Origin of the sequence: Streptomyces sp. NPDC005551, from assembly GCF_042871785.1 — a bacterium.
In the GTDB taxonomy this organism is placed as follows: domain Bacteria; phylum Actinomycetota; class Actinomycetes; order Streptomycetales; family Streptomycetaceae; genus Streptomyces.
Window position 1 is genome coordinate 112,225 of the sequence record NZ_JBIAJE010000005.1, and the last position, 22,367, is coordinate 134,591.

At 72.8% G+C, this 22,367-nt stretch carries 24 protein-coding genes and 2 riboswitches; of the genes, 16 read left to right on the top strand and 8 right to left on the bottom strand.

The features are described 5' to 3' along the window. The first annotated feature begins 118 nt into the window (after positions 1 to 118). A complete protein-coding gene (locus ACFYP4_RS15885; protein WP_388785814.1) occupies positions 119 to 1,228 on the top strand; it encodes an ABC transporter substrate-binding protein in 1,110 nt (369 codons plus the stop codon). Between the two features lie 410 nt (positions 1,229 to 1,638). Here ACFYP4_RS15885 and ACFYP4_RS15890 read toward each other — a convergent pair whose 3' ends face one another. After that, a complete protein-coding gene (locus ACFYP4_RS15890; protein WP_388785816.1) occupies positions 1,639 to 1,887 on the bottom strand; it encodes a hypothetical protein in 249 nt (82 codons plus the stop codon). A gap of 253 nt (positions 1,888 to 2,140) precedes the next feature. On the opposite strand from ACFYP4_RS15890, the gene ACFYP4_RS15895 reads away from it, so the two are divergent. Further along, positions 2,141 to 2,779, top strand: a complete 639-nt coding sequence (locus tag ACFYP4_RS15895; RefSeq protein WP_388785818.1) for a DUF305 domain-containing protein — start codon at positions 2,141 to 2,143, stop codon at positions 2,777 to 2,779. A 320-nt stretch (positions 2,780 to 3,099) separates the two neighbouring features. Then, positions 3,100 to 4,587, top strand: coding sequence for an FG-GAP-like repeat-containing protein (locus ACFYP4_RS15900; RefSeq protein ID WP_358855100.1), 1,488 nt, complete (start codon positions 3,100 to 3,102; stop codon positions 4,585 to 4,587). 468 nt (positions 4,588 to 5,055) lie between these two features. On the opposite strand, the gene ACFYP4_RS15905 is transcribed toward ACFYP4_RS15900, so the two are convergent. Then, complete coding sequence (locus ACFYP4_RS15905) at positions 5,056 to 6,078, bottom strand: helix-turn-helix transcriptional regulator (RefSeq protein WP_388785819.1); 1,023 nt, start codon at positions 6,076 to 6,078, stop codon at positions 5,056 to 5,058. A gap of 158 nt (positions 6,079 to 6,236) precedes the next feature. Here ACFYP4_RS15905 and ACFYP4_RS15910 point away from each other — a divergent pair, with 158 nt between their 5' ends. Then, a complete protein-coding gene (locus tag ACFYP4_RS15910; RefSeq protein ID WP_388785820.1) occupies positions 6,237 to 6,659 on the top strand; it encodes a VOC family protein in 423 nt (140 codons plus the stop codon). Between the two features lie 215 nt (positions 6,660 to 6,874). Here ACFYP4_RS15910 and ACFYP4_RS15915 read toward each other — a convergent pair whose 3' ends face one another. After that, positions 6,875 to 8,065 carry an acyl-CoA dehydrogenase family protein gene (locus ACFYP4_RS15915; protein WP_358855103.1) on the bottom strand — a complete coding sequence of 397 codons (1,191 nt, stop codon included), beginning with the start codon at positions 8,063 to 8,065 and terminating at the stop codon, positions 6,875 to 6,877. Positions 8,066 to 8,364: 299 nt separating this feature from the next. Between ACFYP4_RS15915 and ACFYP4_RS15920 the strand changes: the two genes are divergently transcribed. Continuing rightward, positions 8,365 to 9,015 carry a TetR/AcrR family transcriptional regulator gene (locus tag ACFYP4_RS15920; protein ID WP_388785821.1) on the top strand — a complete coding sequence of 217 codons (651 nt, stop codon included), beginning with the start codon at positions 8,365 to 8,367 and terminating at the stop codon, positions 9,013 to 9,015. Positions 9,016 to 9,073: 58 nt separating this feature from the next. Here ACFYP4_RS15920 and ACFYP4_RS15925 read toward each other — a convergent pair whose 3' ends face one another. Together ACFYP4_RS15925 and ACFYP4_RS15930 are read right to left on the bottom strand one after the other, a co-directional pair. Continuing rightward, positions 9,074 to 9,847 carry a CbtA family protein gene (locus ACFYP4_RS15925; protein WP_358855657.1) on the bottom strand — a complete coding sequence of 258 codons (774 nt, stop codon included), beginning with the start codon at positions 9,845 to 9,847 and terminating at the stop codon, positions 9,074 to 9,076. Positions 9,848 to 9,872: 25 nt separating this feature from the next. After that, positions 9,873 to 10,094, bottom strand: a complete 222-nt coding sequence (locus tag ACFYP4_RS15930; RefSeq protein WP_358855656.1) for a CbtB-domain containing protein — start codon at positions 10,092 to 10,094, stop codon at positions 9,873 to 9,875. 36 nt (positions 10,095 to 10,130) lie between these two features. Continuing rightward, positions 10,131 to 10,295, bottom strand: a riboswitch (cobalamin riboswitch). A gap of 114 nt (positions 10,296 to 10,409) precedes the next feature. Between ACFYP4_RS15930 and ACFYP4_RS15935 the strand changes: the two genes are divergently transcribed. Then, complete coding sequence (locus ACFYP4_RS15935; RefSeq protein WP_388785824.1) at positions 10,410 to 11,033, top strand: histidine phosphatase family protein; 624 nt, start codon at positions 10,410 to 10,412, stop codon at positions 11,031 to 11,033. 238 nt (positions 11,034 to 11,271) lie between these two features. Here ACFYP4_RS15935 and ACFYP4_RS15940 read toward each other — a convergent pair whose 3' ends face one another. Further along, the gene (locus tag ACFYP4_RS15940; RefSeq protein ID WP_388785826.1) at positions 11,272 to 11,637 is read right to left on the bottom strand and encodes a four-helix bundle copper-binding protein; all 366 of its coding nucleotides are present in this window, start codon (positions 11,635 to 11,637) and stop codon (positions 11,272 to 11,274) included. 140 nt (positions 11,638 to 11,777) lie between these two features. On the opposite strand from ACFYP4_RS15940, the gene ACFYP4_RS15945 reads away from it, so the two are divergent. The 5 genes from ACFYP4_RS15945 (at position 11,778) to ACFYP4_RS15965 (ending at position 16,964) form a co-directional block, all read left to right on the top strand. After that, positions 11,778 to 12,152 carry a DUF6479 family protein gene (locus tag ACFYP4_RS15945; protein WP_358855653.1) on the top strand — a complete coding sequence of 125 codons (375 nt, stop codon included), beginning with the start codon at positions 11,778 to 11,780 and terminating at the stop codon, positions 12,150 to 12,152. 220 nt (positions 12,153 to 12,372) lie between these two features. Then, a complete protein-coding gene (locus ACFYP4_RS15950; protein WP_388785828.1) occupies positions 12,373 to 12,879 on the top strand; it encodes a GNAT family N-acetyltransferase in 507 nt (168 codons plus the stop codon). A 303-nt stretch (positions 12,880 to 13,182) separates the two neighbouring features. Then, entirely contained in the window at positions 13,183 to 14,544 is a 1,362-nt protein-coding gene (locus ACFYP4_RS15955) for a bifunctional o-acetylhomoserine/o-acetylserine sulfhydrylase (RefSeq protein WP_388785830.1), read from the top strand. Continuing rightward, positions 14,541 to 15,749 (top strand): homoserine O-acetyltransferase, encoded by a 1,209-nt coding sequence (locus tag ACFYP4_RS15960; RefSeq protein WP_358855658.1) that lies wholly within the window; start codon positions 14,541 to 14,543, stop codon positions 15,747 to 15,749. Before ACFYP4_RS15955 ends, ACFYP4_RS15960 begins: the two co-directional genes overlap by 4 nt. A 56-nt stretch (positions 15,750 to 15,805) precedes the next feature. Then, positions 15,806 to 15,949: riboswitch (SAM riboswitch) on the top strand. A 190-nt stretch (positions 15,950 to 16,139) separates the two neighbouring features. Continuing rightward, the gene (locus ACFYP4_RS15965) at positions 16,140 to 16,964 is read left to right on the top strand and encodes a glutathione S-transferase family protein (protein WP_358855650.1); all 825 of its coding nucleotides are present in this window, start codon (positions 16,140 to 16,142) and stop codon (positions 16,962 to 16,964) included. Positions 16,965 to 17,033: 69 nt separating this feature from the next. Here the strand turns inward: ACFYP4_RS15965 and ACFYP4_RS15970 are convergent, their stop codons facing one another. Further along, positions 17,034 to 17,435 (bottom strand): nuclear transport factor 2 family protein, encoded by a 402-nt coding sequence (locus ACFYP4_RS15970; protein ID WP_358855649.1) that lies wholly within the window; start codon positions 17,433 to 17,435, stop codon positions 17,034 to 17,036. Between the two features lie 83 nt (positions 17,436 to 17,518). Between ACFYP4_RS15970 and ACFYP4_RS15975 the strand changes: the two genes are divergently transcribed. The 5 genes from ACFYP4_RS15975 (at position 17,519) to ACFYP4_RS15995 (ending at position 21,193) form a co-directional block, all read left to right on the top strand. Continuing rightward, positions 17,519 to 18,082, top strand: coding sequence for a PadR family transcriptional regulator (locus ACFYP4_RS15975; RefSeq protein WP_358855648.1), 564 nt, complete (start codon positions 17,519 to 17,521; stop codon positions 18,080 to 18,082). A 136-nt stretch (positions 18,083 to 18,218) separates the two neighbouring features. Continuing rightward, the gene (locus ACFYP4_RS15980) at positions 18,219 to 18,914 is read left to right on the top strand and encodes a type 1 glutamine amidotransferase domain-containing protein (protein WP_358855647.1); all 696 of its coding nucleotides are present in this window, start codon (positions 18,219 to 18,221) and stop codon (positions 18,912 to 18,914) included. A 211-nt stretch (positions 18,915 to 19,125) separates the two neighbouring features. Then, a complete protein-coding gene (gene dhaK / locus ACFYP4_RS15985) occupies positions 19,126 to 20,118 on the top strand; it encodes a dihydroxyacetone kinase subunit DhaK (protein ID WP_358855646.1) in 993 nt (330 codons plus the stop codon). Between the two features lie 72 nt (positions 20,119 to 20,190). Further along, positions 20,191 to 20,790 (top strand): dihydroxyacetone kinase subunit DhaL, encoded by a 600-nt coding sequence (dhaL, locus tag ACFYP4_RS15990; RefSeq protein WP_388785834.1) that lies wholly within the window; start codon positions 20,191 to 20,193, stop codon positions 20,788 to 20,790. Then, positions 20,783 to 21,193 carry a PTS fructose transporter subunit IIA gene (locus tag ACFYP4_RS15995; RefSeq protein WP_358855644.1) on the top strand — a complete coding sequence of 137 codons (411 nt, stop codon included), beginning with the start codon at positions 20,783 to 20,785 and terminating at the stop codon, positions 21,191 to 21,193. The genes dhaL and ACFYP4_RS15995 overlap by 8 nt, the downstream gene beginning before the upstream one ends. Positions 21,194 to 21,308: 115 nt before the next feature. Here the strand turns inward: ACFYP4_RS15995 and ACFYP4_RS16000 are convergent, their stop codons facing one another. After that, complete coding sequence (locus ACFYP4_RS16000) at positions 21,309 to 22,046, bottom strand: glycoside hydrolase family 75 protein (RefSeq protein WP_358855643.1); 738 nt, start codon at positions 22,044 to 22,046, stop codon at positions 21,309 to 21,311. Positions 22,047 to 22,367 lie beyond the last annotated feature (321 nt).

The following is a 22,367-nucleotide window of genomic DNA, read 5'->3' on the forward strand; positions in this document are numbered from 1 at the left end:
GTGAACACTTTGCGGCACCACTTGGTGTACCGGTGGTGAACTCGGCGTCTTGGCCGAGACGTCCGCCCGGCGACCGGGGCACACTACGTATCGACCGTCAGACGGGAGACACCCAGGCATGCCGGCGCCGCCATCATCGCCCGGAGCGGGGCGCGTTGACGGATCGACCGTCCGGATCGGTGCTCTCGTCCCGCTGTCCCGGCCCGGCTGGGTCGAGGCCGGCCGGCACCTGCTCGCCGGCCTGGAGCTGGCCGTTCAGGAGGTGAACGGCACCGGCGGGATCGCCGGAAGACCACTCGAGCTGGTGGTCCGGGACACCGCGGCCGATCCGCAGCGAGCCGTGGCGGCCGTGGACGAACTGGCCCGCCTGGGCGTGGCCGCCGTGGCGGGGGAGTATCACAGCGTCGTCGCACGAGCCGCCGCCACCCGGGCCGACACCCTCGGCCTGCCGTTCCTCTGCTCGTCGGCGGTTCTCGACGCGCTCACCGGACAGCCGACGGACCGGGTCGCTCGCCTCGCCCCGGCGCAGTCCCACGGCTGGCAGCTCTACGCGGACTTCCTCCTCGGCGCGGGCCACAGCCGGATCGCCGTGGCGGCGGAGCCGAGCGTCTACTGGGCGTCCGGGGCCCGCATCCTGCGGGACCGGCTGGCTCCGCGCGGCACGGTCGCCGAACTGGACATGCGCGCCCTCAGTTCCGCGGACCTGTGCGGCGAACTCGTCGGCCTGCGCGCGACGGCTCTCCTTCTCCTGGTCGGCCACCCGGAGCCTGCGGTGTCGATCGTCCGGTCCGTCCGCCGGGACCAGCGCCTCTCCGAGATCTTGATCGGTGCTCCGGCCGGGCAGCCGGAGTTCGCCACCTGGGCGTCGTCACTGGGCGACGACGGCGCGGGGATCCCGTTCCTGCGTTACCTTCCCGAACGCCTCGGCCCCCTCGGCGCACGCGTCGGGGCGGCCCTTCGCGCGCGGCTGGCCGAGGCCCCCTCCTTCGTCGCCTTCGAGGGCTACGACACCGTTGCCGTCCTGGCCGCCGTACTGCGTTCGCACGGCACGGACCGGGCGCGCCCGGCCGGAACCTGGCAGCACGTCGCGGTCGAGGGGACCCGTGGGCGGATCCGGTTCTCCCGCACACCCGGTATCGGCGTGTGGCAGTGGGCCTGGGCGCCCGTCCAGGTCGTCGACCGGGATCCGGCGGAACCCACTCGCTTCCGGGTTCTGCGGGCCGGCTGACGCACCCGGCCACGCGCCCACCGGCCACACGCCGTCCCTGCCACGCGCCGACCGACTGCGCCCGAAGCGTCGGGAGTCGGGGGCGCCAACCCGTACCGGCCTGCACCTGCTGGGAGTGTCGGCACCGGAACGGATGTGACAGCGCGGGGAACCGCCGCGGCTCCCCGCGGCCGGGGTCACGGCGACGCAGCGTTCCGCCCCCTTCCGCGGCATGCGCGCGTCCCATGGGTACTGTCGTTCCGGCAGACCGTGTCGGTCCGGCACACCCGGAAGCGAAGCCAGGGGGAGTCACCCGTGAAGGCCAGGCGGTACGTACGCACAGCGGGCGCCCTCGGGCACCTGCTGCTGGTCGTCGTGCTCGCGCTCGGCGTGTTCGTGATGCACAGCGTGGGGCACCCCACCGGGTCGGCTCACTCCGCCCCGCGTACGGCGTCCCACGCCGGAGCCCGGGACGGGGTCGTCACGGGCCACGCCCCGATGACCGCCCTCGCCGGACCGGGCGGCGTCGTCATGCAGGCGTCGTCGCCCCACTCGCCCTCGTCCTCGACGCCGCACCACTCAGCCTCGTCGGCCTTGTCCCCGTCGGCCTTGTCGTCGTCGGCCTCGTCGCACGAGCCCGCCATGGCCATGGACATGACCTCGCTGTGCGTGGCGGTCATGTTCGGGGCGTGGGTGCTGACCGCGCTTCTCGCATCGGCGTTCGCCCGCCACCGGGAGTCGCCGGCGGAGGCGCTCGCCGGGATCGCCGCGACACCGCGGCCCGATCCGCCGCCACGCCGACCCGATCTCGTCCGTCTGTCTGTTCTTCGGCTGTAGGCCGAACCGCTCACGTGGGCGCGCCCTTCGGCGCCGCCCCGCGGTTCCGCATGCTCTCCGACAGCCGAAGTACCAAGCACACGAGGTGAATCGACGATGACTTCCTTCACGCGTCCCCCGCACCGCGAGCCCCTGCGCCGAGCCGCCGCCACGGGTGTCACCGCCGCCGTTGTCCTGTTCCTCTCCGCCTGCGGCGGCAACGGCGACGACACGTCCGGCAGGGACCACGGCGGCCACGACAGTTCCGCGTCCGCGGCCCCGGGGGCGGGCTCCTTCAACGACGCGGACGTCACCTTCGCGCAGCTGATGGTCCCGCACCACGAACAGGCTCTGCAGATGGCCGCGCTCGCCGGCGCACGCGCCTCCGACACGCAGGTCAAGGACATCGCGGCGAAGATCGAGAAGGCCCAGGATGCCGAGATCAGGACGCTGAAGGGCTGGCTGAAGTCCTGGAAGGCGCCGACCGCCATGGAGTCCATGCCCGGCATGGACCACCACGGCGGGGACGGCATGATGACCGGCACGGACATGAAGCGGCTCGAGGACATGAAGGGCGCCGCGTTCGACAAGGCGTTCGCCGAAATGATGGTCGACCACCACAACGGCGCGATCGGTATGGCCCGGGACGAGCAGCGGCACGGCGAGAACACCGGCGCCGTGCGGATGGCGGGCGACATCGTCGAGGGCCAGTCCGCCGAGGTCGCCCAGCTGAAGGGCATCCTCGACCGGCTCTGAGGGCCGACGGTCTCGGGCTGAACGCCGGCCCGAACCGGCCTCGCCCGTCCGGGCTTCGGCGCGTGCGCCACGAAGCCCGGACAGGCGGGGAACCTCGGCAGCCGGGCTCCGCACGCTCTCCGGATGCAGCGGGCCCCGCCCGGTCGAAATCGGCGGGCCGACGCGGAACGACCCGACGGGAGCGGGACCGGTCGGCGTCGCCGCGCGGGAACCCGCGGACGGTGGGATGAACGCGCCGCGACATCGGCGTGCCTGAACGTACAACCCTTCGTACCGCTCGTGTGTCATCGGGGCATCTGTTGTTCGGACAAGGAGTTCCGTTGCGTAGAGCAGTCACGGCGACCGCCGTGCTCACCGTCTCCGTCGCCGTCACCCTCACCCCGGTGACGTCGTCCGCCGACGCCCCTTTCAAGGGCGCCAACACGGCCGCCGTACAGGACGACTTCAACGGCGACGGCTACCACGACCTGGCCGTCGCGGCGCCCGGGGCCGCCAACGGCACGGTGGAGGAAGCCGGTGCCGTCGTCGTGCTCTACGGCTCCGCGGCCTCGGTGGATGCCACCCGCCGCACGCTCATCACCCAGGCGACCTCCGGAATCCCCGGAACCCCCGAGGAGTCCGACCGCTTCGGCAGGACGGTGACCAGCGCCGACCTGGACCGGGACGGCTATGCCGACCTGCTCGTCGGCGCCCCGGGTGAAGACGTCGACGGTGTCGAGTCGCGGGGCTCCGTGACGGTGGTGTGGGGCGGGGCGAACGGACTCACGGGGGGCGCGACCATCGCCCCTCCGGCCGGGTTCGGTGACGGCAGGACCTACTGCCGGTTCGGCATGTCCATCGCCACCGGCGACATGAACGGCGACGGTGCTCCGGAGGTCGGCGTCGGCTCGGCCTGCAACCCCGCCTCCTACAGCGGCCCGTTCACCCGCGCCGGTCAGGCCGCCACCCGCTACCTCGACCGGCGGGAGAACGCCCGCGGCGTGGTGATGGGTGACGTGAACGGCGACGGCGGGGCCGAGCGCTTCTACCTGGCCGGCCCCACCGACGGCGACATCCGCGGGCCGGTGATCCTCGACGCGGGCGCCCCCGATCCCGAGGACCCGTTCGTCAACAAGGGCATCGAGCTGCCGTACGCCGACGGCCACGCGGGACAGATCGGCGACATCAACGGCGACGGTTACGGCGATCTCGTCACCGGCATCGCAGGCGACGACTCCCACTTCAACGCGCCCACTCCCGCCGCCCACCGCGGCGGCGAGATCCAGGTCCTGTACGGCGGCGCACAGGGCATCACCGCGGGGCAGCAGCCGGAGGTCTTCCACCAGGACACGGCGGGCGTCCCCGGCACCGCGGAATGGGGCGACTGGTTCGGCCAGTCCCTGAGCGTCGGCGATGTCGACGCCGACGGGTATGCCGACGTCCTGGTCGGCGCCCCCGAAGAGGCCGTCGGGACGCTCGCCTCGGCAGGCACCGCCGTCCTCCTGCGGGGTTCCGCCTCCGGCCTGACGACGACTCAGGCGGCCGGCTACACCCAGAACACCGCGGGCATCCCGGGCACCGCGGAGACCGGCGACGGGTTCGGCGCCGCCGTCCACCTCGCCGACCTCAACAAGGACGGCAAGGCCGAGACAGTCGTAGGCGCCCCCACCGAGAACGAGGACGGCTGTCTCTGGGTTGCCCTCGGCTCGGCGTCCGGCCCCGTACTGAACGGCTCGGTCAACGTGTGCGGCAAGAACGCCGGCATCGCCGTAGCTGGAATGCAGGGCTACTTCGGCGCCGCCTTCAGCAGCCCCCACGTGGAGAACTGACGCGGACAGGGCTCGACCTGAGTCGAGCACGACCACTGGACGTCGTCGCCGCGCGGCATGGGTGCGCACCGCATCCCTCGAGCACCCGTCAGCAGGTGAGGTGGCCGAGATGAGCCGGCGGGTGTCCGGGCTGCGTCCGGTTCTCATCGGAGCGACGGGGGGCCGGGTCGCCGTAGTGCTCGGACAGCGGCCGCGTCTGACGCGGCCGCTGTCGCTGAGCACCGTGGCACGAGGGATCCGCTCCAAGTACGCACCAGGCGTTCCGGGGCGCCGGTGAGAGCGGCGGCGGTCGCGAGCGGGAGGACTCCGCGGCCACGGCGGTCAACTGCCGCTGGTATTCCGGGGCCTCACTTCCCGGCCCGTGGTCCCGCCGCAGTCTGGCGGACGGCTCCCGACTGCGCAGCCACGATGTCGGCGTGCTGGCGCCGGGTGCGCCGCTGAGCCCCACCGACGAGACCTCGTCGGTGCCTAAAGCCTGTCTGACACCGGGGGCCGAGGTGAACGCGCCGGGCCGGTCTCCGGTCCGGCGGCGCGGGCGTAGCGGGCGGCGAGGTCCCTGAACGCGGTGGCCAGTTGGGGTGGGCCGACGACTTCGATATCGGTGTCGAAGCGGCTGACGGCGGCGGCGAGTCCGGTCCATGACCAGGAGCCGAGGATGAGCCGGCAGTGACGGGAGCCGAGTTCCTCGACGATTCCGTCCGGGGCGAAGGGCGCGACATCGGCGGCCGGGAGGCGGAGGATGACCTCGCCTTGGCACGGCCAGTCGGCAGTGGTGCCGTCGTTGCCGCGGAACCGGCTGGTGATGAAGGTGGAGACGGTGCCGCCGGGGAGGTCACGAGGGGTGAAGCGAGGGCCGGTGGGTGTGCGGGGCCGGATGCGGTCGACGCGGAAGGTACGCCAGTCCTCGCGGTGGAGGTCCCAGGCCACGAGGTACCAGCGATGACGCCGGGTGACCAGGTGGTGGGGCTCTGTGCGGCGGACTTCATCGGCCGAGGTGTTCGGACCCGGGGCGTAGTCGAAGCGCAGTTCCTCGCGGGCGTGGATGGCGCGGCTCAGGTCCATCAGCACCCGGGCGTCGACCTGGGGGGTGTCGCCGGCCGCCGCGGGCGGCTGGACGGCGGTGATGTGCAGCAGGTCGATGCGGTGACGCAGGCGGGGTGGCATGACCTGGCGGAGGGTGGCCAGCGCGCGGGTGGCGCCTTCGGCGACGGTGGTGCCGGCGGCCGCGGTGTGCAGCGCGACGGCCAGGGCGACGGCCTGGTCGTCGTCGAACAACATGGGCGGCAGGTGGGTGCCGGCCTCCAGGCGGTAGCCGCCGGCCGGTCCTCTGAGGGTTTTGATCGGGTAGTCGAGTTCGCGCAGGCGGTCGATGTCACGGCGGACCGTGCGCGACGTGATGCCGAGACGCTCGGCGAGATCATCGCCGGACCAGTCGCGGGGCGATTGCAGGAGCGAGAGCAGCGCGAGCAGCCGGGCCGATGTCTTATGCATGGCACCCATACTCCCTGAAGTACCGGACACAACCTGTCCTCTACCTCTGCCATCGTGGCCTACGAGCCGCTCGGGAGGCATCGCTCCTGGTCACGGCGGCTGCCGCTGGAGCTGGGACGGCCGGCGGTGTACTCATCACATCGAGCAAGGAGCAGGTCATGTCCGTCACGACCACCACTCACCTGAACTTCCGGGGCACCGCGCGTGAGGCGCTGGACTTCTACCAGTCCGTCTTCGGCGGACGTACTGTCGCGGTCACCTACGGGGACGCGGGCGCCGTGCAGGATGAGAGCGAGGCGGACTGGGTGATGTGGGGCGAGGTGGCCGGCGACAACGGCTTCCACGTGATGGCCTACGACGTGCCCTCGCGGCTGCCCTGGAACCAGGGCGAGAACCCGTTCTTCGTCTCCGTGCGGGGCGACGACGCCGAGGAGATCAGCGCCCTGTGGGGCAAGCTCGCCGAGGGCTCGGCCATCGTGCGTCCGCTGGAGCCCGCGCAGTGGGCACCGCTCTACGGCATGCTCACCGACCGCTTCGGCATCACCTGGGTCCTGGACGTCACCGCTCCGTACAACGGCTGAACCAACCGACCGGCCTGACATACCTGCGCCTGTCCTGGCCGCAGCCGCACGGGCGGCCGCCCGGACAGGCGCAGGTACCGAACAGGTACGGCAGCGGAAGGAAACGGGACACCACTGCACCGCCTGCGAACCGAGCAGCCCACCTACTCCGTCCTCGACCGCGGCATCGAGCGGGGGTTTGTGGGCGAGTGTGGTGACGGTTCGTCACAAAGGATCTAGCGCCGCACCCTTGGCATCCCCAGGCCGATCCAGGAGATGATCTCGCGCTGGATCTCGTTGTTGCCGCCGCCGAAGGTGAAGATCACCGCCGAGCGGTAGCCGCGCTCCAGCTCGCCCTGGAGGACGGCGCCCGCCGAGCCCTCCTTCAGGGCACCGGGGGCGGCGACGATCTCCATCAGCCAGGCGTACGCGTCCCGGCGCGCCTCGGAGCCGTACACCTTGACGGCGGAGGCGTCCTGGGGTGTGAGCGTGCCTTCCTGGACGGCGTTCACCATCTGCCAGTTGAGGAGTTTCATCGCGTCGAGCCCGGTGTGGACCTGCGCGAGGCGCCGGCGCACCCAGGGGAGGTCGACGACGCGGCGGCCGTCGGCGAGTTCGGTCTTCATCGCCCAGTGCTGCACGTCGTGCAGGGCACGGATCGCCATGGTCCCGTGGGCGGCGAGCGTGACCCGCTCGTGGTTGAGCTGGTTGGTGATCAGGCGCCAGCCCTTGTTCTCCTCACCGACCCGGCGTGAGGCGGGGACGCGGATGTTCTCGTAGTAGCTCGCCGTGGTGTCGTGCGAGGCGAGGGTGTTGATGAGGGTGCAGGAGTAGCCGGGGTCGGACGTCGGCACGAGCAGCATGGTGATGCCTTTGTGCGGCGGCGCGTCCGGGTCGGTGCGTACGGCGAGCCAGATCCAGTCGGCGGTGTCACCGTTCGTCGTCCAGATCTTCTGGCCGTCGACCGTGTAGTGGCCGGTGGTCTCGTCCCCCTCCCGTACCGCTCTCGTCCTGAGCGCGGCGAGGTCCGTGCCAGCGTCGGGCTCGCTGTAGCCGATGGCGAAGTCGATCTCCCCGGAGAGGATCTTCGGCAGGAAGTACGCCTTCTGCTCGTCCGTGCCGAACCGCATGAGGGTCGGGCCGACCGTGTTCAGCGCCATCAACGGCAGGGGGGCGCCCGCCTGGGCGGCCTCGTCGAAGAAGATGAACTGCTCCATGGGGCTCAGCCCGCGTCCGCCGTACTCCCTCGGCCAGCCCACGCCGAGCCAGCCGTCCGCGCCGAGCGTGCGGATGGTCTCGCGGTAGAAACGCTTCCGCGCCGCCGGTTCTCCGTGGCGCGCGTAGGCGTTGTCCGGCACCAAACGGGCGAAGTACTCACGCAGTTCGGTCCGCAACCGCTGCTGCTCGGGCGTGTATTGGAGATGCACGGCGCCTCCCGGCTCCCGGTGGACCGACTGGTCCCACCCCGGACTTGACGGCGCACACAGTAGAACGCGTTCCAGAAATTGGGAATGCCGAAGACACGTCGGAGAACGCGCGGCCGCCCACACCTCCGGCGCCGCCGCCGAGCCGCCGGTCACCCACACCCCCGGCGCCACCGCCCTACGGCAGATGTCCTGGACGACCCGCCGGACGTAGCATGCGGGGAGACCCCGAAACCGGCTGGCCCGCCGGTTTTCCCGGAAGTGCAGGAATCGGCCCGAACACGAACCTGGACCCGCGCACCATGAAGACCGACAGACACGAAGCGGAGGACGGACCGTCGGCCCCCTCCACCAGACCGGCGCTGAACCGTGCCCGCATCGCCGCGGCGGCACTGGCGCTGATCGACGTGAACGGGCTGCGCGCCTTCTCGATGCGCAAGCTCGGTGCGGGACTCGGCGTGGACCCGATGACCGCGTACCGCTACTTCGAGGACCAGGACGCACTCTTCGACGGCGTCGCCGAACTCCTCCTGGAGGAGGTGGACTTCGATTCGCTGCCCTGGGGCGGCTCCTGGCGGGCGGTGGCCGAGCAGTACTGTCGGCGGCTGCGGCGCACGCTGCTCGCACACCCGCACGCCGTCGCCGTGTTCGCGACGCATCCGGTGCGCTCGCCCGCCGCGACGGACGCCTGCGCGCGGCTCGTCGACCATGTCGGCGCCGCGGGTTTCGGGCCCGCCCGGGCGGGCCGCATCGCCCGCTGCCTGCGGGAGTTCACCGTGGGACACGCGCTGAGCCTGGCCGTGCTGCGCCCCGGCGCGGAGGACTGCGCCGGCGACCCCGCCGAGCAGTTCGACACCGGGCTCACCGCGATGCTGGACGGCTTCGAACGCCTCGCCCGGCCTTCGCGCGCGAAGGCCCCGGGAGCCGTGGACCGGTCCGCCCGGCCGGACTGACGCCCGGGCACGAGAAGCGGGCCCCGGCCGGCCGGGGCCCGCCGTGATCTGCGCTCGCTCAGGGAGCGACCGGTGCCGCGGTCACCGGCTTCTCCTCCCTGCCCTGGGCGGGGGCGGTCCCGGGCGCCGTCAGCCGCTGGGCCAGTGCGCCGAAGACGAGCCCGAAGGACGTCCACAGCGTCAGCTGGATCGCCAGTGCCGCGAGCCGGAACTGCCACAGCAGGGTGCCCGAGAAGTCCCTCGGTACCTCGTCGACCGCCGGAAGGAACGCGTACGCCAGACCGACGGCGGCGACGAAGAACGCCCCGGCGGCCAGCGTGGCGTTCCAGTTGCCCAGCCGCGGTGCGAGGCGCTTGCCGAGGATCACGGTCGCGACGGCGAGCAGCACGCTGAGGACGACCATGAGGAAGTACAGCGTCGTCCGCTTGCCGATGGTGTCGGCGTCACCGACGGACGGCGGGTTGGCCGGGTACTTGAGGAACGGCACGACGTAGACCGCGACCAGGCCCGCCGTCGACAGCAGCAGCGCACTCGCCCGGGGCCCGAAGCGGCCGATCCGTCCGAGGGCGAAGCAGTACGCGAGGGCGGCGATGCCGCCGAAGGCGATCCCGTAGACGAGGACGCCGGTGGCCAGGCCCCCGGTGGACTGCATGGTGCGGGTCACCGTCTCCACGCCGTGTTCGTGGTGGTGCGCGTGCGACTCCTCGTAGGCGATCGCGGCGTCCACGCGGGACTCACCGAGGAAGTACGCGACGGCGAGGGCGAGCAGGCCGGCGGCGAGACCCGCCAGCATGCCGCGCACCAAGAGGTTTCTGACTGTTGCTGAGTTCATCGGCTCGTACGCTTCCTCGTCGCCGTCAGTGGCAGGGGAAGCCGAGCAGATGGCGGGCGTCGTGCACCCACTCGTGCACGTTCTCGCCCGAGACGAGCGCGGTGGCGCCCTGTTCGGCGCCGACGAAGTAGAGCAGGACCAGCATCAGGATGCCGAAGAAGACCGCCCAGGGGGCGATCGCGCCGATCGGCAGCTTGGCGGGAACGGCGGTGGGGGTGGCGGTCGGCTGAGCGACGGACTGCGCCATGTGGCAGGACCTCCTGGGGAACTCGCGTCCCATCGTGGTGGTGCACAGGACGACGGCTGCGGGTCTGACTTGCCCTGCCTTCACCACCCCTGGCGGGAGCGGCACTTGCGGGGATTACAGTGGCGCGACCGTGCCGGATTCTCACCGGGCTTCCGCCGTACCGTCGTCAATATCGTCGAGACCGTACCGCGAAGCGGAGGTCCGGCCAAGGGCGCACGGGAGGCACGGCGCGCGCCCCGGGGCTCACGACCACGGCCAACTCCCGTTCCGCGCACGGCGTTCGGCCGCCGGCATTTCGATCACGAGAGCGGATCCATGACGACCCGAGTGACCTTGATCTCAGCAGCGTCGAGCGCGGCGCTCCGCGAGGCCCGCTTCGACGACGGCTGTCCCGCGGACGCCGGCGGACTGCGGCTCGCCCGGGCCGCCGCGGGCACGTTCACGGCCGCGGGCGAGCGGTGGGTCTCCCCCAGCGTGCGCTGCCGGGACACCGCGGGCGCGCTCGGTCTGGACGCGGTCGAGGTGGCGGAGTTCGCCGGTCTCGACGTGGGCCGCTGGCGCGGGGCGACGCTGGACGAGGTGGGCGCGACGGAACCGGAAGCGGTCGCGCGATGGCTGGCGGACCCGGGGTCCGCTCCGCACGGCGGGGAGTCGGTGCGGGACTTCTGCGACCGGGTCGCCCGGGGGCTGGAGCGGGCGGCGGAGCACACGGGGCGCGTCGTCGCCGTCGTGGAGCCGGAGGTCGTACGGGCCGCGCTGGTACGGGCTCTCGGGGCGCCCGAGTCCGCGTTCTGGCGGATCGACGTACCGCCGCTGACCGCCACGGACCTCAGCGGACGCTCGCGCCGCTGGAACGTGCGCGCCGGACGCCCGCTGCCGGACCGGGACACGGGGCGGGAAGCGCACCGGCGGGGCGCCGACCGGGACGAGCCCCGGTGAGACGCGGACCGGGACCAACGCCCGCGTGATGCGGACCGGGACTCGCGCTCGCGTGACACGGACCGGCACCCGCGCCCGCGTGACAGGGGCCGAGGCCGGCAGCGATGTGGGGCCCGGCAGGCCGCCTTACCGTCGGCAGCCCCGGGCGACCCGGGCACCCCGGGCCGCCCGGGTGTGCCTGCGGGTTCCCGGGTGTGCCGGCGGGTGCCCGCGGGTGCCGAGGGTGGGACGGCCCGCCTCAGCGGAGCGTGGCCATGAAGTCCATGCAGGCCTGGGCGCACTCACGGCAGGACTTCGCACTGCCCTGCGCGCCGGGGTGGTCGTCGAAGACGTCGGCGCACTCCAGGCAGACGTCCCGGCACCACTCCAGCTGGACGCGCATGCCCGCCTCGTCCAGACCCGACTGCTCGGACAGCATGCGGCACGTCGCGTCGCACACCTCCGCGCACAAGACGCCCTTGCGGCGTACCAGTTCCTGCTCCTTCGGCCCGTCCGGATCCACGAGGCTCGCACGCAGAGCACCTGCCCGCGCACACTCCGCACACGACTGCGCGCACGCGAAGCGGTCCTCCAGGAACCGGAAGAGCTCCTGCTCAGATGTCATCGAGGTCACCCGCCCCGAGTAGCCGCGGTCGCCCCTGTCAAACGCCGCGCTCTTGGGCCCCGGCCGGCGCGACCCGCCCGGTTCACGCGAGGGACGAGGGGTACTCGCGGGACAAAACCCCCACAAGGGACGGATGGGTCATGAACCTACTGGTGAACGACATGGCGGCGAGCGCCAACCGCGGTCTGGTGGCCGGCTTCGCGCCGCTGGTGATCGGTCTGGCCGTCGTGGCGCTGCTGGGCGGTGCCATGTGGATGGGCAGCCGGGTCCGCCGCGAGGAGCCGCCGCGCCCCCGGGCCGACGAACAGCCGAGGCCGCCCGTGAGCGGTCCGGTGTTCGAGGTCTACGAGAACCGCGAGCCCGACGAGGTGCCCCGGAGCAGTCAGCGTCTGACCCCGTACCAGCTGGCGGCCCACGGCAACATCGCCTCGAAGCCGAGCGGGAACACCACACGACGTCGGTGGAGCGCGGGCTCCAGCGGCTCCTTCGGCAGTGGCGGCTCCGGCTCCCACTGACCGCCGCCCGCTCTTCCCTCCCCCGCCCCGCGCGCCGCGGGGGGAGAGCCGTCCCTCGGTGACCGGTCGGCGCGCGGCTGGTCACCGTCACGCCTTCACGAACGCGCTGTTTCCGTTCTGCGAACAACGGGCCGCAGGGGAGGACAGGCGCACCCGGCCGGGGTGACCATGCAGGTCCACGGGGCCCGCACCCCGCGTCCCCCTCCCGCTGGGAAGCACCATGAGCCTGCCGTCGTCCGCCACCCTCCGGTGGGAGTCCGAGAACTGGAACGCCGCCGCCCCGGTCCGGCTGCGCGAGCTGATGTCCGCCGAACTGGCCCCCCGTTACGCCCCTGACGAGCACCGTCGGGTCCGAGCGCCCCAGCCGTCGGCGGACGAGATCGTCGTCACCTGGGTCGCGTACGCGGACGACGTCCCCGTGGCGACCGCCTCACTGCGCAGGCTGCCGGACCGCCACGAGGTCAAGCGGGTCTTCGTCCACGCCGGTCACCGCGGCCGGGGACTGGCCAGGGCGGCACTGCGGGCGGTGGAGTCGACGGCGCTCGGGCTCGGCATCGAGCGGCTGTGGCTGCAGACGGGCGCGCTGCAGCCGGAGGCCCGGACGCTCTACGCGCGAGAGGGATGGTCCCGGGTGCCGCCCTACCCTCCGTACGACCGCAACCCGTACAGCGTCTGCTTCAGCAAAGTCCTGACGCCGGTCCCCGACTCCTCCGCCGATGTCTCCTGAGCGCTCCGGGGCGCCGCCCGCCCAGCCCTTCAGCCCACGCGCCGCGCCCGCCCCGACCGACGGACGGTGGCGGCCCGGACCCGCGACCGTGCTCGTGAGCCGGCGCCACGTCGACCACATGCGTGTCACCACCACGGCCTGTCTCGCCCCGGGTGCCTCCGCCGCCTGACCATCCCCCTCCACCGCCGCAATCCGTGCTGCCCGCCGCCCGGCCGAGGGCACGGCACACGGCCCCGCGGTGCCTCCACGCACGCTTGCACTCGTACACCACGCGTGCCTCCGCACGCCGCACAAGGGAGAACCATGAGCCAGCCGATCGACTCCGTCACCGCAGGTCACACCCCCGAGGAGAAACCGGCGGGACCCGACACCTCGGCCTGGTCGTTCGAGACGAAGCAGGTCCACGCCGGTGCCGTGCCCGACCCGACCACCGGGGCGCGGGCGGTGCCGATCTACCAGACCAGTTCGTTCGTCTTCCGCGACACCCGGCACGCCGCCGACCTGTTCTCGCTCGCCGAGCCCGGCAACATCTACACGCGCATCCACAACCCCACGCAGGACGTCTTCGAGCAGCGCGTCGCCGCGCTCGAGGGCGGGGTCGCCGCCGTGGCCCTCGCCTCCGGGCAGGCCGCCGAAACCCTGGCCATCCTGACGCTGGCGGGCGCCGGTGACCACATCGTCTCCAGTACGTCCCTCTACGGCGGCACCTACAACCTGTTCCGCCACACCCTGCCGAAGTTCGGCGTCGAGGTGTCCTTCGTCGACGACCCGGACGACGCCGAGGCCTGGCGGGCGGCGATCCGGCCGACCACCAAGGCGCTGTTCGCCGAGACGCTCGGCAATCCGCGCGGCAACGTCCTGGACGTCCGGGCGGTCGCGGACGTCGCCCACGAGGCCGGTGTCCCGCTGATCGTGGACAACACGGTGCCCACCCCGTACCTGCTGCGGCCGATCGAGCACGGTGCCGACATCGTGGTGCACTCGGCCACCAAGTTCCTCGGCGGGCACGGCACCACGATCGCCGGTGTCGTCGTGGACGGCGGCACCTTCGACTTCGGTGCGCACGCCGAGCGCTTCCCCGACTTCACCGAGCCGGACCCCAGCTACCACGGGCTGCGGTACTGGCCCGCGCTCGGTCCGGGCGCCTTCGCGATCAAACTGCGGGTGCAGCTGTTGCGCGACCTCGGGCCCGCGCTGTCGCCGCACTCCGCCTTCCTGCTGCTCCAGGGGGTGGAGACGCTCAGCCTGCGCATCGAGCGGCACTCCGCCAACGCCCAGGCCCTGGCCGAATGGCTGGAGCAGCGCGACGAGGTCGCCGCCGTCCACTATCCGGGACTGGAGTCCAACCGGTGGTACGAGGCCGGGCAGCGCTACCTTCCCCGCGGCGCGGGCGCGGTGCTGGCGTTCGAGCTGCGGGACGGTGTCGAGGCCGGGAAGCGGTTCGTGGACGCGGTCGAGCTGTTCAGCCATCTCGCCAACATCGGTGACGTACGCAGCCTGATCATCCACCCGGCGTCCACGACACACAGCCAGCTCGACGAGGACGGCCTGGCGGCGACCGGGACCTCGCCGGGCCTGGTGCGCCTGTCGGTCGGCATCGAGAACCTCGCGGATCTCAAAGCGGACTTGGAGGCCGGCTTCCGCGCCGCGAAGGGCGCGTCCTGAACGCCGGGCCGGCGACCTCCCCGGTCCCCCTCCCGCCGGCCTCCGGGGCGTGGCGGGAGGGAGACCCGGCCGGACGGCGCCAGTGGCACGTCCGCGGGACGCCGCTGCCCCTGGAGGCGGGCGGTGAACTGCCGGGCGTGCGGCTGGCGTTCGAGACCTGGGGGCGGCCCGCGCCGGACGGGTCCAACGCCGTGCTGGTGCTGCACGCGCTCACCGGGGACAGTCACGTCGCCGGACCCGCCGGACCGGGGCATCCCACTCCGGGTTGGTGGGACGGGTTGGTGGGACCGGGCCGGGCACTCGACACGGACCGCTGGTTCGTCGTCGCCCCCAACGTGCTGGGCGGCTGCCAGGGCAGCACGGGACCGTCCTCGCGGCGTCCCGGCGGACGGTGCTGGGGCGCCGGCTTCCCGTTTCTGACACAGCGTGACCAGGTGGCGGCCGAGGCCGGCTTGGCCGACGCGCTCGGCATCGGCCGGTGGGCGCTGGTGCTGGGCGGGTCGATGGGCGGGATGCGTGCCCTGGAGTGGGCCGTGTCGTACCCGGAGCGCACGGACTCGCTGCTGCTGCTGGCGACGACCGCCGCGGCGAGCGCCGAGCAGATCGCCTGGGCCTCGGCGCAGGTCCACGCGATCCGCGCCGACCCCCACTGGCGCGGCGGCGACTACCACGACGCCGGGCCCGGCCGCGGACCGCACACGGGACTCGGCCTGGCCCGGCGCCTCGCCCATGTCACCTATCGCAGCGAGCCGGAGCTGAGGACCCGCTTCGGCCGCGGGTACCAGGGCACGGAGGAGCCGTGGAACGGCGGCCGGTACCAGGTCGAGTCGTACCTGGACCACCATGCCGCCAAGCTGGTGCGCCGCTTCGACGCGGGCAGCTATGTCGCACTGGCGGAGGCCATGAACAGCCACGACGTCGGGCGGGGCCGCGGGGGCGTCCGGGCGGCACTGAGCCGCGTCACGGCCCGGACCCTGGTGGCCGCGGTCGACTCCGACCGGCTCTATCCGCTCTACCAGCAGGCGGAGTTGGCCGCCGGGATCGGCACGGCGGACCGTCTCCGTACGGTCGTGTCCCCGTACGGCCACGACGGCTTCCTCATCGAGACGGAGCAAGTGGCCGCGCTGGTGCGGGAACTGCTCGGACACGTTCCGGGCGGCGTCCGTCCCCCGGCGCTCGGACGGGCTGCCCCGACCACGTCGTGAGACGTCGTGCAGGCCTTCTTGACGCTCTCACGGAGCGCGACGACACTGACGGGGACGGTCACGATTGTCAGCGCCCCGCGGGCAGGCTCCCTGCTCGTACGGTCATCGGCCCCGGCCCGCTGGCAGGCAACCCTTCCACCGCGACGGGGTGCCCCGGGTGACGACCGGGTTCCGCCGGTGCGGCGGGACAAGCGTGGTCTCGCATCCCGCGAGCCCCGAGCGTGGACCGGTGGAAATGCCGAGGAACGGTTTGACGAGGCGCCTGCACATCGATCTGTCGCGTGTCTCCAGCGCCTACTAACCGCCGATCCGGACCGGTACGAGAGCGCAGTCACTCCGTTTCGTCGCGGCGCCCACCGGGCGGCCGGACTTCCTCACCCGTGGAGAGTCATGCCCGAGACCATGTCGCACGCCTCCAGCACGAGCACACCCTGCACCACGTCCGACGCCGGACGTCCCGACGGCATCCCCGGCCCGGTTCCCGGTTCCCGCGGCACGGGGTCGCCGACCGGCCCGCGCCGCCTCCACAGCCGTATCGGCGTCGGCCTGGCAGGCGGCTTCTACCCGGCACCGCACCGCTACCGGCTGTACCTGTGCACCGACTGTCCCCGCTCGCTGCGCGTCTCGATCACCCTGGACCTGCTGGGCCTCGGAGACTTCGTCGCCACCACCCCCCTGACGCACACCGGCGACGCCGGCCAGGTGTCCGACGGGTTCGCGGCCCTGCGCCGGGCCTACGAGGCCACCTGGCACCACTACGAGGGCCCGCTCACCGCGCCCGCCCTCTGCGACCGCTGGACCGGACGCGTCGTCAGCAACCACACCCCCGACATCCTGCGCGACCTCGCGGGTCTGGCCGTCCGCACCGGCACCGGGCTTCCCGCACTCCGCCCGCCGGCCCGCGCCGCGGACATCGACGCCCTGGGCGAACTCCTGGACGCCGACGTCGTACCGGCCGCAGCGCCGCATAGGCGGTCCGCCGCACTCGGGCGGCTGAACCGGCGACTGGCCTCGGCGCCCTACGCCGCGGGCCGCGACCTGACCGCCGCGGACGTGGACCTCTGGGTCGCCCTCGTCCACCTCGAGGACCCGGACGCGCTCGCCCCGTACGGACACCTCCGGGCCTACGTACGACGGCTGGCCGCGCACCCGGCGTTCCGCGGACGGACGAGCCGTGCCGGCGCTCCGCAGCCGCGGGCCGCACGACCGAGGTAGGCCGTGGTGGCGGGGGCCCCGCCCCCGCCGCTCCCCATCCGTCCGTCCGCCGTCCGTCCGTGCGCCCGACTATCCGTCCGCGCGCTCGACCGCTTCCCGCGATATCTGCTCGAACTGCGCGGCCATCGCCTCCTGGAGTGCCTGGGCCGCCGACAGCGGGCGGACCATCACCATGAGGTCGTCGATCCTGCCGTCCTCGTCGAGGTGCAGGAAATCGCAGCCCTCAATCTCCCTGTCGCCCACCTTCGCCCGGAAGACCAGCGCGTGGTCGCCGCCGTCGCCGCCGCCGATCTCCCGGACGTAGTGGAAGTCCGTGAAGACACGGGAGACACCGCGCACGATCGCCGCGGTGATCGCCCGGCCGGTGTACGGCTTGAAGACGACAGGGCTGGTGAACACGACGTCGTCGGCCAGGAGCGCCTCGATCGCGGCGTGGTCGTTCGCCTCCACCGCCTTGCGGAACGGATGCATCGCGCCCACCTCTCATAGTCAACTAATTGATCAGGTGTGGAAGAGATTACTCATGGGTTCGGGTGGACATCTAGGTTGGGCGCATGGCATTGCGCAACGCGGTCCTGGCCGCGCTTCTCGAGGGCGAGGCGTCGGGGTACGACCTGGCCAAGGGGTTCGACGCGGCGATCGCCAACTTCTGGATGGCGACTCCCCAGCAGCTGTACCGGGAACTCGACCGCATGGCGGGCGAGGGGCTCATCGCGGCCCGGCTCGTGCGGCAGGAGCGCAGACCCGACAAGCGGATGTTCTCGCTCACGGACGCCGGCCGCCGCGCGCTGCACGACTTCACGGCCACCCCGCCGAGACCGACGGCCATCCGCGACGAGCTCCTGGTCAAGGTCCACGCCGTCGACGAGGGCGACCTCGATGCCGTGCGCGCGGCGATCACCGAGCGGCTGGAGTGGGCCCGCGCGAAACTGGCCCGCTACGACCGGCTGTGCGCCCGCCTCCTCGACGGCCGCACCGAGGAGGAGTACCTGTCCGGTGCCGAGCGGATCGGCCCGTACCTCACGCTGACGCGGGGGCGCGCGTTCGAGCGGGAGAACATCACGTGGGCGGAGCGGTCCCTGCGCATCCTGGAACGACGGGGTGCCGTGCGCGGCTGATCCCCGGTCCGGCCCCGGGCCCACCGGGGATCCCACCGGGCGGGGTGGCGTATTCCCTTCGAGGCATCGGATCTCCTATGGCTCCGAGCGGCATGCCTATTGGTAACTTATGGCCCCGCGCGTCTACGTTCGTCGTATGTCGAAGATTCTTTTTGTGATGACCGGCGCCGACCACTGGACCCTCGCGGACGGCAGCAAGCACCCGACCGGCTTCTGGGCCGAGGAAGCGGTCGCCCCGTACGAGGCGTTCACGGCCGCGGGCCACGAGATCGTGGTCGCCACGCCCGGCGGTGCCGTACCGACCGTGGACCGGGCGAGCCTCGCGCCCGAGGTGAACGGCGGCCAGGAGGGCGCCGACCGGGTCGACGGAGTCCTGGCGTCGATCAGTGAGTTCCGGCAGCCGATCCGGCTGGAGGACGTACGGCTCGACGACTACGCGGCCGTCTACTACCCCGGGGGCCACGGACCGATGGAGGACCTCGCCGTCGACACCGTCTCCGGCCGGCTGCTCGTCGACGCCCTGGCATCGGGCAGGCCCCTCGGTGTGGTCTGCCACGCCCCTGCCGCGCTGCTCGCCGCGCGGCTGGAGGACGGCGGCAACGCCTTCGCGGGGTACCGCCTGACCGGGTTCACCAACGCGGAGGAAACCCAGGCCGGCTTCGCCGACAAGGCGAAGTGGCTGCTCCAGGACCGGCTCGTCGAGGCGGGCGCGGACTTCCAGGAGGGTGAGCCGTGGGCCCCGCACGTGGTCGTCGACCGCAACCTGGTCACCGGCCAGAACCCGTCCTCCTCCGCTCCGCTCGCCGCCGAACTGCTGAAGAAGCTGGCCTGAGCGTCCCGAGCCGGCCCCGCGCCCCGGCGGACCGGGACCGCGCCCCTTCCGGGGCGCCGGTACCCCGGCCCGCCGGGGCGTTTCCTCGTACGTCACCGGCCCGCCGTCCGCCCCGCACCGGCCCGTCCGCTCCACCCGGGGACCCGCAGCACGTGACCACCGCCTCCGGAACGCCGATACTGCAAGAGGCGGATCTCATCAGGAGGTACCCATGAAGATGCTCATCAACGTGGCGGAGACAGTGGTCGCGGACGCCCTGCGGGGCATGGCGGCCGCCCATCCGGAGCTGACGGTCGACGTCGAGAACCGGCTGGTCGTCCGGCGCGACGCCCCGGTGGCCGGAAAGGTCGGGCTCATCTCCGGTGGTGGTTCCGGGCACGAACCGCTGCACGGCGGATTCGTGGGTCCCGGCATGCTGTCGGCGGCCTGTCCGGGCGAGGTCTTCACCTCCCCGGTGCCGGACCAGATGGCACGGGCCGCGGCCGCGGTGGACAGTGGCGCGGGCGTGCTGTTCATCGTGAAGAACTACACGGGTGACGTGCTCAACTTCGACATGGCGGCGGAGCTGGCCGAGGACGAGGGCATCCGGGTCGCCAAGGTCCTCGTGAACGACGACGTCGCCGTCACCGACAGTCTGTACACGGCGGGCCGGCGCGGCACCGGCGCGACGCTGTTCGTGGAGAAGATCGCCGGGGCGGCCGCCGAGGAGGGCGCGCCGCTGGAGCGGGTCGAGGCGCTCGCCCGGCAGGTCAACGAGAACTCCCGCAGTTTCGGGGTGGCGCTCTCCGCGTGCACCACTCCGGCCAAGGGCAGTCCCACCTTCGACCTGCCGCCCGGGGAGCTGGAGCTGGGCGTCGGCATCCACGGCGAGCCCGGCCGGGAGCGGCGCGCGATGATGACCTCGCGGGAGATCGCCGACTTCACGCTGCACGCGATCCTCGAGGACCTCGACCCGCGTGATCCGGTCCTGGTCCTGGTCAACGGCATGGGGGCGACTCCGCTGCTGGAGCTGTACGGGTTCAACGCCGAGGTGCAGCGGGTGCTGACCGAGCGGGGTGTCGCCGTGGCGCGCACACTCGTCGGCAACTACGTCACCTCGCTGGACATGGCGGGCGCCTCGGTGACCCTGTGCCAGGTGGACGAGGAGCTGCTGCGGCTGTGGGACGCCCCGGTGGAGACCCCGGGCCTGCGCTGGGGCAGGTGAATCCCGCCGACGTCCGCTCCCGACATCCGGCCCTGACGTCCGGTCAACGTTCGTACCACGCAAGGAGATCCCGTGCTCGACGCCGACTTCTTCCGACGTTGGATGGCGGCGACCGCCGCGTCCGTGGACCGCGAGGCCGAACGGCTCACCGCCCTGGACTCACCCATCGGCGACGCCGACCACGGCAGCAACCTCCAGCGTGGTTTCACCGCCGTGGTGGCCACGCTGGACAAGGAGGCGCCGGACACGCCCGGTGGCGTTCTGACACTCGCCGGCCGGCAGCTGATCTCGACGGTGGGCGGCGCGTCGGGGCCGCTGTACGGCACCCTGCTGCGCCGTACGGGCAAGGCCCTCGGGGACGCTCCCGAGGTCAGTGAGGAGCAGCTCGCGCAGGCGTTGCGCGAGGGCGTGGACGCGGTGATGGCGCTGGGCGGGGCCGCGCCCGGTGACAAGACCATGATCGACGCGCTGGTGCCGGCCGTGGACGCGCTCGGCCAGTCGTTAGCGGCGGCCCGTGCCGCGGCCGAGGAAGGTGCCGCGGCGACGACTCCGTTGCAGGCGCGCAAGGGCCGTGCCAGCTATCTGGGCGAGCGCAGCATCGGGCACCAGGACCCGGGGGCGACGTCCGCTTCCTTGCTGATCGCGGCTCTCGTGGAGGCGTCCGGTGAGTGACGGCAAGCAGGTCGGGATCGTGCTCGTGTCGCACAGCGCAGCCGTCGCCGCCTCGGTCGCCGAGCTGGCGGTGGGGCTGTCGGGCGGCGGCGCGACGGCTCCGGTGGCGCCCGCGGGCGGCACCGTGGACGGCGGCCTGGGGACGAGTGCGGAGCTGATCTCCGCCGCGGCCGCCTCCGTGGACCGGGGCGCCGGGGTCGCCGTCCTCATGGACCTGGGCAGTGCGGTCCTCACCGTGAAGGCGCTCCTCGCGGAGGGTGACGAGCTGCCCGAGAACACGCGGCTGGTCGACGCGCCCTTCGTGGAGGGTGCGGTCGCCGCGGTCGTGACGGCTTCGGCGGGCGCGGACCTCGCGGCCGTGGAGGCCGCCGCGGCGGAGGCGTACGCGTACCGCAAGGAGTGACACGGCGGTACGGGGCGTGCGTGCGCCGCGTACCGCGAGCCCCCGCCGCCGGCGGGCGGGGGCTCGTTCGTGTCCGGGGCCGGGCCGGACCCAATCGCGACAGGTCGGGCGGTGCTCAGTTCCGGTTCTCGGCGAGGAACTTCCGTGCCAGCGTCCTGCCGCGGGCCGCCGTGGCCCGGTGGTCCTCGATCGGGGAACCGCCGGAGTTCTCGAACACGATGTACGTGACCCCGGAGGGCACACCGCCGCCGCGCGGGTCGGTCCGGATGCCGAGGCCCCGGGCGGCCGCGTACGACGCCTCGCCGATGATGTCGCGCGGTCCGACGTCGCCGACGACCGCGTACTGGACGCGGCCGCGGTGGATGACGGCGGCGACGGACCCTCCGGTGATGCCGTGGTCGCGGTGGTCCCAGACGGGGCCGGGGGACGGCACGACGATGTACGGAAGGGTCTCGGCGCTCAGGTAGCGTCCGTCGGACTGCTGAAAGGCCGTCATGGACGAGAAGAGCGGGTCGGTGCGCCGGTTGCAGCGGGGGCCGGGCCTGCCGTCGCAGTCGATGTCGAGGTCCGCCTTGAAGAACACGGCCCCGCGGGCGCCGCACACGGGGATGGCGGCGGGGGCGTCGTCGTCGCTGCGGTAGCGGCCGGACGAGACCGGAGCGCAGTGGCGGACCGCGGCGAGCAGGTCGGCCGCGCCGACGTCTCCTTCGCGCACCCGGGGTCGTTCCGCTTCACGCACCGGGGGCCGTTGCGGACCGGCGGCGGGGGCGGGGGGCGGCGGTTTGGCGGGCAGCGTGGTGGGGGCGAGCAGGGCGGCGCCTGCCGCGGCCAACGTCAGCGACTGGACACGCACGATGAGGAACCCTCTCCTGGGCGACACTGACGGGCACTCAACCAAATCTGGGGCGGGTCGCGCAGGCCGTCCACCGGTGTGCGTCCGGATGGCGCACGGCCTCGGTCCGGCCCAGGGCACGGGTGCACCGGCGTTGCCGCGGACGGTCGGCCGGGCGGGCGGGGCCGATGCGGTCCCGGGCCCGCATCGGCCGCCGTCCCGGGCGCGGGATGAGCGACGACAGCGGCCCGTGCCGTTGGTGCGGAACTCCCGTGCAGGGAAAACGAGTTCACTTCGCGTCAGGAATCGGCCCACGGAGCACCCGGCGGACGCGGCGGCCGG

Coding starts and splice junctions, on each gene's coding strand:
- ACFYP4_RS15885 (WP_388785814.1), top strand. CDS start 119: ATGCCGGCGCCGCCATCATCGCCCGGAGCGGGGCGCGTTGACGGATCG.
- ACFYP4_RS15890 (WP_388785816.1), bottom strand. CDS start 1,887: ATGACCGCCACGCACAGCGAGGTCATGTCCATGGCCATGGCGGGCTCG.
- ACFYP4_RS15895 (WP_388785818.1), top strand. CDS start 2,141: ATGACTTCCTTCACGCGTCCCCCGCACCGCGAGCCCCTGCGCCGAGCC.
- ACFYP4_RS15905 (WP_388785819.1), bottom strand. CDS start 6,078: ATGCATAAGACATCGGCCCGGCTGCTCGCGCTGCTCTCGCTCCTGCAA.
- ACFYP4_RS15910 (WP_388785820.1), top strand. CDS start 6,237: ATGTCCGTCACGACCACCACTCACCTGAACTTCCGGGGCACCGCGCGT.
- ACFYP4_RS15920 (WP_388785821.1), top strand. CDS start 8,365: ATGAAGACCGACAGACACGAAGCGGAGGACGGACCGTCGGCCCCCTCC.
- ACFYP4_RS15925 (WP_358855657.1), bottom strand. CDS start 9,847: ATGAACTCAGCAACAGTCAGAAACCTCTTGGTGCGCGGCATGCTGGCG.
- ACFYP4_RS15930 (WP_358855656.1), bottom strand. CDS start 10,094: ATGGCGCAGTCCGTCGCTCAGCCGACCGCCACCCCCACCGCCGTTCCC.
- ACFYP4_RS15935 (WP_388785824.1), top strand. CDS start 10,410: ATGACGACCCGAGTGACCTTGATCTCAGCAGCGTCGAGCGCGGCGCTC.
- ACFYP4_RS15940 (WP_388785826.1), bottom strand. CDS start 11,637: ATGACATCTGAGCAGGAGCTCTTCCGGTTCCTGGAGGACCGCTTCGCG.
- ACFYP4_RS15945 (WP_358855653.1), top strand. CDS start 11,778: ATGAACCTACTGGTGAACGACATGGCGGCGAGCGCCAACCGCGGTCTG.
- ACFYP4_RS15950 (WP_388785828.1), top strand. CDS start 12,373: ATGAGCCTGCCGTCGTCCGCCACCCTCCGGTGGGAGTCCGAGAACTGG.
- ACFYP4_RS15955 (WP_388785830.1), top strand. CDS start 13,183: ATGAGCCAGCCGATCGACTCCGTCACCGCAGGTCACACCCCCGAGGAG.
- ACFYP4_RS15965 (WP_358855650.1), top strand. CDS start 16,140: ATGCCCGAGACCATGTCGCACGCCTCCAGCACGAGCACACCCTGCACC.
- ACFYP4_RS15970 (WP_358855649.1), bottom strand. CDS start 17,435: ATGCATCCGTTCCGCAAGGCGGTGGAGGCGAACGACCACGCCGCGATC.
- ACFYP4_RS15975 (WP_358855648.1), top strand. CDS start 17,519: ATGGCATTGCGCAACGCGGTCCTGGCCGCGCTTCTCGAGGGCGAGGCG.
- ACFYP4_RS15980 (WP_358855647.1), top strand. CDS start 18,219: ATGTCGAAGATTCTTTTTGTGATGACCGGCGCCGACCACTGGACCCTC.
- dhaK (WP_358855646.1), top strand. CDS start 19,126: ATGAAGATGCTCATCAACGTGGCGGAGACAGTGGTCGCGGACGCCCTG.